Source organism: Tenacibaculum discolor (assembly GCF_003664185.1).
Lineage (GTDB): Bacteria > Bacteroidota > Bacteroidia > Flavobacteriales > Flavobacteriaceae > Polaribacter > Polaribacter discolor.
On the sequence record NZ_RCCS01000005.1, the window covers coordinates 343,212 to 353,078 of the forward strand.

The 9,867-nt window shown below is 31.8% G+C and carries 8 protein-coding genes and 1 tRNA gene; all 9 read left to right on the forward strand.

The features are described from left to right. Positions 1-109: 109 nt before the first annotated feature. The 9 genes from folB (at position 110) to C8N27_RS05100 (ending at position 9,815) form a co-directional block, all read left to right on the forward strand. On the forward strand, positions 110-472 hold the full coding sequence (gene folB, locus C8N27_RS05060; protein ID WP_121146521.1) for a dihydroneopterin aldolase: 363 nt from the start codon (positions 110-112) through the stop codon (positions 470-472). A 55-nt stretch (positions 473-527) separates the two neighbouring features. After that, positions 528-598 (forward strand) — tRNA-Cys (locus C8N27_RS05065). Positions 599-842: 244 nt separating this feature from the next. Next, positions 843-2,525 (forward strand): helix-turn-helix domain-containing protein, encoded by a 1,683-nt coding sequence (locus tag C8N27_RS05070; protein WP_121146522.1) that lies wholly within the window; start codon positions 843-845, stop codon positions 2,523-2,525. A 131-nt stretch (positions 2,526-2,656) separates the two neighbouring features. Beyond that, complete coding sequence (locus C8N27_RS05075) at positions 2,657-3,502, forward strand: MBL fold metallo-hydrolase (protein ID WP_099215003.1); 846 nt, start codon at positions 2,657-2,659, stop codon at positions 3,500-3,502. Positions 3,503-3,512: 10 nt separating this feature from the next. Further along, positions 3,513-5,132 (forward strand): S8 family serine peptidase, encoded by a 1,620-nt coding sequence (locus C8N27_RS05080; RefSeq protein ID WP_121146523.1) that lies wholly within the window; start codon positions 3,513-3,515, stop codon positions 5,130-5,132. A 69-nt stretch (positions 5,133-5,201) separates the two neighbouring features. After that, the gene (locus tag C8N27_RS05085) at positions 5,202-5,606 is read left to right on the forward strand and encodes a hypothetical protein (RefSeq protein WP_121146524.1); all 405 of its coding nucleotides are present in this window, start codon (positions 5,202-5,204) and stop codon (positions 5,604-5,606) included. 1 nt (position 5,607) lies between these two features. Next, the gene (locus tag C8N27_RS05090; protein ID WP_121146525.1) at positions 5,608-7,461 is read left to right on the forward strand and encodes a M1 family metallopeptidase; all 1,854 of its coding nucleotides are present in this window, start codon (positions 5,608-5,610) and stop codon (positions 7,459-7,461) included. Positions 7,462-7,525: 64 nt separating this feature from the next. Further along, on the forward strand, positions 7,526-8,065 hold the full coding sequence (locus tag C8N27_RS05095; RefSeq protein WP_121146526.1) for a PepSY-associated TM helix domain-containing protein: 540 nt from the start codon (positions 7,526-7,528) through the stop codon (positions 8,063-8,065). 58 nt (positions 8,066-8,123) lie between these two features. Then, positions 8,124-9,815: a glutamine--tRNA ligase/YqeY domain fusion protein gene (locus tag C8N27_RS05100; protein WP_121146527.1), complete on the forward strand. Its 1,692-nt coding sequence runs from the start codon at positions 8,124-8,126 to the stop codon at positions 9,813-9,815. Positions 9,816-9,867 lie beyond the last annotated feature (52 nt).

A 9,867-nucleotide genomic window follows, 5' to 3' on the forward strand; every position in this document is an offset into this window, starting at 1 on the left:
AGAAATCTTATTATTTTAAGAAATGAATAATATTGTTAAGGTCTTTTTACGATTATTGAAAAAACACGAAGAATGCTTTTAAATAAGTAAACATTGCTATTTTTGCGTCATGGGAATTATACGTGTAAACGACATTCGTGTTTTTACGAATCACGGATGCTTAGATGAAGAAGCTAGAATAGGTTCGGAATATAGAGTTGATATTGAAGTAAAAGCCGATTTACAAAAATCAGCACAAACCGATGATTTGGTTGATACGGTAGATTATGTGCATTTGAATCAAATTGCAAAAGAAGAGATGGCAATTCGTTCTAAATTACTAGAGCATGTTGCTCAACGAATTTTAGATAGAATCTTTAAAGAAATACAACTGGTTGATGAAGCGGAAGTTAGCGTAGCAAAAATTAACCCACCAATTGGCGGAAATGTTGCTGAGGTAGCAATTGTTTTATCAGATGTGCGTAAAAAGTAAAAAAAGCTTGCAAAAAAAGATAAAAGCTGTAAATTTGCAGTCCTTATCAATATAAGGTGTCGTGGCCGAGTGGCTAGGCAGTGGTCTGCAACACCATCTACAGCGGTTCGAATCCGCTCGACACCTCAAAAAGCTCATCAATAATTGATGAGCTTTTTTGTTTAATTCTATTTGAGGCATTTGTTGTTGCCATAAGTTGTAATATTCTTATTTAAATGATATGAAAAAGGTAGTTATTTATAAATATCGATTAATATCTCTAGGTGTGTATCTGTATTTGACTTGTCTGCTATTACATTTGCCTTTGTGAAATTTAAAAAATATTGAATGGGTTTTTTAGTGAAAAAAGTAAAAGGAAATTAGTAGAAAAATGAAAAATAAATTAAAGGCACATAAAAAACAGATTACACTATTCTTTTTCTTGTTTTTGTTCATAAGTTCTTTTGGACAAAGTAAAGTTGATACGCTTTCAAACAAAACAATGGAAGAATTATTCTCTTATTATGAAAAAAGTGAAGAAAAAGAAGAAAAAATTAGATATATAAAAGCTTTCTTAAAGGTAGCTAAGAGAGAAAAACACAGACAAAGAATTTCCGCAGGCTATTGGGTTTTATCAGATTTATATGAAGATGATAGAGTATTGAAATATAGTGATAGTGTTATTAATTTAATGTCTGAGAAGAGTATTAAGTATTATCCTTCAGTTGCTTATATGAAAAAAGGATATTACTATCAAAAAAATTATCAATATGATGATGCAATTGATAGTTACCTATTAGCACTAGAATATACAGAGAAACATAATAGTAAGTCATTAGCGTTTAGTATTAAAAATAGTATTGGTTCATTGAAAAGAAGACTTCAAATCTATGATGAAGCTGCCATAATTTTTAAAGAAAACTTAAAATACGCGGAGAAGAATGATTTAAAAAATAGAAGGCTAAATTCAATAATGGAACTGGCAAATCTTTATACAGATTCAAAAAAAATTGACTCTGCTCAAAACTATATAAATAGAGGAAAAAAAATATACTTAAAATTAAAAGATACTTTAATGCTTCATCATTTAAATATGAATCAAGGAATTATTGAATGTCATAAAAAGAATTATAATATAGCTATTAATATACTTAAAAATGAAGCTTCTTTTTTTAAAAATAAAAGTTTAAATAATTATTTAATTTACATTTATTTCTATCTGGGAAAATCTTTTGAGGGAATTAATAAAGAAAGGCAAAAAATAAGAGCATATAAGAAAGTAGATTCCTTATTCCAGTTAGAGAAACCAGTTTTTTTATTTATAAGAGAAGCATATGAAGTCTTAATTAATAAATATAAAAAAGATAATAATTTAAAAAATCAACTATTATATATCAATAGATTTATCAAATATGACAGTATCATAAATTACAATGAGAGGTATTTAAACAGAAAAATTTATAGAGAGTATGATATTCCAAAATTAAAATCGGAAAAAGAAACTGTAATAAAACAAATGAAGAAAAACAACGCCTTTTTTTACTTTGTTATTATTATGATTTCTCTAATAGTAGTTTTATTATTGGTTCTTTTTATTTATCAATATCACAAGAAGAGAGTTTATAAACAAAGATTCGAAGAAGTAATTAATTCTAAGGAAGTTGTTAAAGTTGTAAAAAAACCAAAAGAAAATATTAAAATACCGAAACAAATTAGTGAAGCTATTTTAAAAGGATTGGATGAGTTTGAAAAAGAGCAGAAATTTATAGCTAATAATATTACATTAAGTTCTTTGGCAAAAGAGTTAAATACTAATACTCAGTACCTATCTAAAGTAGTTAACTATTATAAAGGTAAATCTTTTTCTGCTTATCTGAGTAATTTAAGAATTGAATATATAGTTGATAGATTAAAAGAAGATAAAATTCTTAGGAAATTTACAATTAAAGCCATTGCTAAAGAGGCAGGTTTTAACAACGCAGAATCGTTTTCTAAAGCATTTTTTAAAGCTAAAGGAATCAAACCTTCTTATTTTTTGAAAGAATTAGAAAAAAGAGATGATAACCTTTTATGATTTTTTAAAAATCACTCGGAAAGTCTAAATGCATACAATACTTTAATTATGGCAGATAGCATTTCTAGAAACTAGGCACTTTTTGTTTTCCTTAACAAATTAATTCGCTAAAATTCTGCATCTTTGTAGCTATGCGAATTTACCCGATAGAAACAGGAAACTTTAAATTAGACGGAGGCGCTATGTTCGGCGTAGTTCCGAAAACGATTTGGCAAAAGACAAATCCAGCCGATGAAAACAACATGATCTCAATGGGCATGCGTTGTATGTTGATTGAAGATGGTGACCGTTTAACACTAATTGACACGGGTATCGGAAATAAACAATCAGACAAGTTTTTTGGGTATTACTATCTATATGGAGATTTTTCATTAGACACTTCTTTAGCAAAATATGGTTTCCATAGAGATGATATTACCGATGTGTTTTTAACACACCTACATTTCGATCATTGTGGAGGAGCAATCCAATGGAATAAAGACAGAACAGGGTACGAACCAGCTTTCAAAAATGCACGTTTTTGGAGCAATCAGCGTCATTGGGATTGGGCAGTTCACCCAAATGCGAGAGAAAAAGCATCTTTTTTAAAAGAAAACATCTTACCAATTGAAGAAAGCGGACAACTAAACTTTTTACATCTAAATGCAAAAGATTATGTTGGGTTTGATGTGCTGTTTAAAGATGGACATACCGAAAAACAAATGCTACCGAAAATAGAATATCAAGGAAAAACATTGGTGTTTATGGCAGATTTATTGCCAACAGCAGGTCATGTTCCTTTGCCTTATGTTATGGGGTATGATACAAGGCCACTACTTACCTTAAAAGAAAAAGAAGCTTTTTTAAACGAAGCAGCCGATAAGGAATTTTATCTGTTTTTAGAACACGATGCATACAACGAAGTAATAACAGTAAAGCATACAGAAAAAGGAGTTCGTTTAAAAGAAACATTTAAGTTTACAGATATTTTTAATTAAGATAAAGATTATGAGAGTTTTAAAGCCCGTATTTTACTCGGCAATTGCAGTGGCTACCTTAGCTAGCTGTAAAACAGTAAGCAAAATCCCTGTGCCAGCAGGAAGTAATACCGTAGTGAATATTCCAGCAAAAAAAGCTGAATTAACAGACTATGAGCAAGAAAACTGGCAACATTTAGACTTAGCCACAGATACAATTCCAGGAATGAGTGTAAATAAAGCCTATGAGTTCTTAAAAGGTAAGAAGCATGTAGGAGTTGTAGTTGGTGTAGTTGATTCAGGAACTGATTTAAAACATGAAGACTTAGTTGATGTAGCTTGGGTAAATGCTAAAGAAATAGCTGGAGACGGAATTGACAATGATAAAAATGGTTATGTTGATGATGTTAACGGATGGAATTTCTTAGGAGATGCTTATAAAGAGCATTTAGAGTATGAGCGTATTTTAATGAAGCCAGAAGTTGCAGATGCTGAAACCTTAGCAGAAGTAAAAGCGTATCAAGCTGAGAAAATAGCAGAGGCAAAGAAAACAGTTGCTCGTTATGGAGGTTTAAAAGGAATGGTTTCAGATGCTGATAAAGCATTTACCAAATACTTTGGAAAATCAACCTATACTAAAGACGAAGTAGAAGCTATCAATACAAATGACGAGATGTTAAGCAATGCAAAAAACTTTGCAACTAGAATGTTTGGTTATTTTGATACGCTAGAAGAAGCTAAAGAGTACTTTGAAAAAGGTATTAAAAATGCTGAAAAGACAATAAAAGGAGACAATTTAAAAACTGATTACCGTACTGTTGTAGGTGATAATGCATATGATATCAATGATAAGCCAGGGTACGGAAATGGTAATACAGGTCATTCTGAAAAAGGGGAAGCACACGGTTCTCACGTATCAGGTATAATTGGAGCAGCAAGAGATAATGGTAAAGGAATGAACGGTGTTGCTAATGTTAAAATCATGGCTGTACGTTCAGTATCTGATGGAGATGAGTATGATAAAGATGTTGCTTTAGGTATTCGTTATGCAGTTGATAATGGAGCAAAAGTAATCAATACAAGTTTTGGTAAAGGATTTTCACCAAACAAAGAGTGGGTTTACGATGCAATTAAATACGCAGCATCAAAAGATGTATTAATTGTAAACGCAGCAGGAAATGATGGTAAAAATATTGATGTAGAGAAGACTTTCCCTAACGATGCGCCAGATTTAGTAAATGAAGTAGCAGACAACTTTTTAACTATCGGAGCTATGAGTGCTAAGTACAATGAAGAATTACCTGCAAATTTCTCTAATTATGGTAAAAAGAATGTAGATGTATTTGCTCCTGGAGTACAAGTATATTCAACAACTCCAGATAATGAATACAAGAAGTTTAACGGAACTTCTATGGCGTCTCCAGCAGCAGCAGGGGTTGCAGCATTAGTACGTTCTTACTATCCTGAGTTAACAGCAAGTCAAGTAAAGCACATTTTAATGAACTCTGGAACTAAAATAGATTTAGAGGTTATTAAACCAGGAACAAGAGATGAGAAGGTTCCTTTCTCAGAGTTATCAGTATCAGGACGTGTTGTAAATGCATACAATGCAGTTAGAATGGCTGATAGAATGGTAAACGGAAGAAAGTAATATAATATTTAGATAGATTAAAAAAAGAGCATTGTTATTTGATGCTCTTTTTTTGTTATAACAAGTATCATGCAGCTAGAATTTAACAAAAAAACACAGGAATTAACAATTAAAGATGAAGTGCCAATGCATTCATGGCTAATAATCTCTTTGATGTTAATTAATGGAATTAATATGGGAGTTCAGTTGTATTTAATGAGTTACAAAAACAATGAAACTCTTTTTGTTTTTATGTTTTTACTTGCTGTAGTTTCAGTAGTAGTAATATTTTATTACATGGTAAAAAGATCATGGAAATCTAAATATCATCTTAATGAAATTGAAGGAATAGAAACAAGAAAAGTCTATGGAAAAGAACGAATTTTTCTAAAATTATGTAACGGAAAAAGACGTAGTTTTCCAGTATTAAAAAACGAAAAAGAACTAAGTGATTTTAAGAAAACACTAATCTCAATGGGAATTAAACTAGTTTAATATGAAGAAAATAATCTTAAGCCTTTTATTGTTACCGGTTATTTCTTGTGCTACAGTAAATAGTACAACTAACAAAATCGTAACAAAAACAAAAGTACACAAACAATCTAACAAAGGGTATTGGCAACAACATGTTGATTATACTATGGATATTGATATGAATGTTAAAACATATCAATACAAAGGAACACAAAAATTAGTGTACACAAACAACTCACCTGATGTATTAAATAAAGTATTTTATCACTTATACTTTAATGCATTTCAACCAAACTCTCAAATGGATGTTCGCTCAAGAAACATTAAAGATCCAGACAGAAGAGTAGGAGATCGCATTAGTAAGCTATCACCATCAGAAATAGGGTACATTAAAGTTAATTCATTAAAACAAGATGGGTCGATAGTAAAACACGAGACTGTTGGAACGATTTTAGAAGTAACATTAAATAAATCAATTCAACCAGGAGAAAGTGTAACGTTTGATATGATTTTTGATGCACAAGTACCAAAACAAATCCGTCGTTCTGGGCGTAATAGTGCAGAAGGAGTTGCTTTGTCAATGACACAATGGTATCCTAAAATGGCAGAATACGATTTTGAAGGTTGGCATACACCACCATATTTAGGAAGAGAATTCCACGGAGTTTGGGGTAATTTTGATGTAACACTTCATATTGATAAAAACTATGTAGTTGGGGGAACTGGATATGTGCAGAACCCGCAAGAAGTAGGTCATGGTTATGAAGACAAAACGAAACCATTAAATGTACCTTCAGGAGATAAATTAACTTGGAAGTTTACAGCACCAAATGTGCATGATTTTACTTGGGGAGCTGACCCAGAGTTTATTCACGATACGTATAAAATGGATAACGGAATCGACTTACATTTCCTATACAAGAAAACATTAGAAGCTGAATATTTAGAAAACTGGAAAAAATTACAGCCTAAAACAGCTGAATTAATGAAGTATTTTAGTGAAAATATTGGGCAATATCCATACAAGCAATATTCAGTTATTCAAGGAGGAGATGGTGGAATGGAGTATGCAATGTGTACATTAATTACAGGGCAACGTAAATGGGGAAGCTTGTTTGGTGTAACTGCTCATGAAATGGCACACACTTGGTTTCAGTTCTTATTAGCAACTAATGAGAGTAAACACCCTTGGATGGACGAAGGGTTTACGACCTATATTTCAAACAAAGCAGAAAATGAAATTTTAGGAGAAGGAAAAGAAAATCCACATACAGGATCTTACAGAGGCTATAATTATGTAGTAGGTAACAATTTAGAAGAGCCTTTAACAACACACGCCGACAGATATAACACAAATACAGCATACGGAATTGCTAGTTATTCTAAAGGAAACATTTTTTTATCTCAATTAGAGTATGTTATAGGAAAAGAAAATGTAGCAAAAACGTTAAAAAAGTATTTTGAAGATTTTTCTTTTAAACACCCAACTCCAAATGATATTAAGCGCACTGCTGAAAAAGTTTCAGGACTTCAGTTAGATTGGTATTTAAATGAATGGACGCAAACAACACATACTATTGATTATGGAATTAAAGCAGTAAACGGAAAAGAAATCACATTAGAGCGTATTGGTCAAATGCCAATGCCAATTGATGTTGAGGTAACTTATACCGATGGTTCAAAAGAATCATTCAATATTCCATTACGTATGATGCGTGGAGAAAAACCAACCAATGCGACAGTTATTACTGATTGGACTTTTGCACATCCAACATATACTTTTACAACCCAAAAGGATGTAAAATCAGTTGAAATTGATCCGTCTAAATTAATGGCAGATATTAACTTAGGAAACAATACATATCCAGTAAAGTAACCTAGATTATATAAAATAATAAACAAAAGGTTGAAAGCTTGTTTCAACCTTTTACTTTTTTAAAATGAAAATAACCAACAGAAATTTACATAGAGATTTAGCGTATTTCTATGTAGGACTAATTATAGCTTTTTCTTTTTCAGGAATAATCCTTAATCACCGACAAGATTGGTATCCAATGGATTATACTTATGAAAATAAACCTTTCGAGTTAAAAATTCCTTTAGAGGAAAAAGAACTAACAAAAGAATATATTTCAAATCTAACAAAGGATATTGGAAAATACGAAGGGCATAGAGTTAGAAATGGAAAAATTCGTGTGTATTTTAAAGATAATATTATTTTAGATGCTGATGCTAAAACAGGTAACGGAACTATTGAGTATAAGAGAAAAGTTCCAATTGTAGGACATTCGATGTATTTACATAAATCAACAAACAGTTTTTGGGTTTGGTATTCAGATATTTTTGGGATTGCAATGTTGGTAATTGCTATTACAGGGGTTTTAATTCCATTAGGAAAAAAAGGGTTCAAAGGAAGAGGTTGGAAGCTAGCTGTTGTAGGTATGTTATTTCCATTACTGTTTTTAATATTGTTCTCTTAATATCTTTGGTTAATACATCAACTAAATTATGTAATTTTGCACTTCAATTTACGATAAGATGTCAGAAGAAAAGAAATCATTGAATTTTTTAGAGCAAATTGTTGAAGAAGATTTGGCAAATGGAATGCCAAAAGAAAATTTGCGCTTTCGTTTTCCACCAGAACCAAATGGATATTTACATATAGGGCATACAAAAGCTATAGGTATTAGTTTTGGTTTAGGAGAAAAATACAATGCTCCAGTAAACCTTCGTTTTGATGATACAAACCCAGCAAAAGAAGAGCAAGAATATGTAGATGCTATTAAGCGTGATGTAGCTTGGTTAGGATATCAATGGGAAAAAGAATGTTATTCTTCTGATTATTTCCAGCAACTGTATGATTGGGCAGTTCAATTGATTAAAGACGGAAAAGCATATGTAGATAATCAATCTTCTGAAGCTATGGCTGAGCAAAAAGGAACGCCAACGCAACCAGGAGTAGCAGGTCCAAATAGAGACAAAAGTGTTGAAGAAAACTTAGATTTATTCACACGTATGAAAAACGGTGAGTTTGAAGAAGGTTCTCATGTATTACGTGCTAAAATTGATATGGCTTCACCAAATATGTTAATGCGTGATCCTATCATGTATCGTATTTTAAAGAAAGAACACCACCGTACAGGAAGTGATTGGGTGATTTATCCAATGTACGACTGGACTCATGGAGAAAGTGATTATATAGAACAAATATCGCACTCATTATGTTCATTAGAGTTTAAGCCTCATCGTGAACTTTACAATTGGTTTAGAGATAATGTGTATGAGTATAGTCAATCAGAATATCCATTACCACCAAAACAACGAGAGTTCTCACGTTTAAACTTAAGCTATACAGTAATGAGTAAGCGTAAGTTGATGAAATTGGTTGAAGAAGGAATTGTTTCAGGATGGGATGATCCACGTATGCCAACTATTTCAGGATTACGTCGCCGTGGTTATACACCTGCTTCTATCCGTAGTTTTGTGGAAACAGTAGGGGTTTCTAAACGCGAAAATGTGATTGACGTGGCGTTGTTAGAGTTTAAAATCCGTGAAGATTTAAATAAAACAGCAAATCGTGTGATGGCGGTTTTAGATCCAGTAAAAGTGGTAATTGATAATTACCCTGAAGATCAAGAAGAGATTTTAATTGCTGAAAACAATCCAGAAGATGAAAATTCAGGAACAAGAGAAGTTCCATTTTCAAGAGAAATTTATATAGAGCGTGAAGACTTTAGAGAAGAAGCAAATAAAAAATTCTTCCGTTTAAAATTAGGAAAAGAAGTTCGTTTAAAGAATGCTTATTTTATCACAGCTAATAGTGTAGAAAAAGACGAAAACGGAAACATTACCGTAATTCACTGTACGTACGATCCATTAACAAAATCAGGAAGTGGAACGGAAGAAAGTAAACGTAAGGTAAAAGGAACGTTGCATTGGGTATCGGTAAAACATGCTGTAAAAGCTGAGGTAAGAGCGTATGACAGACTGTTTTCAGATGAGGCACCAGACAGCCATAAAGACAAAGACTTCATGGAATTCTTAAACCCTAATTCTTTAGAAAAAATTACAGCTTATGTTGAACCAAGCTTACAAACAGCACAAATTGGAGACCGTTTTCAGTTTCAACGTTTAGGATACTTTAATGTAGATGACGATTCAACATCTGAAAGTTTAGTGTTCAATAAAACTGTTGGGTTACGAGATAACTGGGCAAAAAAGAACAAATAGTCTCTAAAGACATAAAAACAAATAAAAAATGCTGCTTTTTAACTCAAAAGCA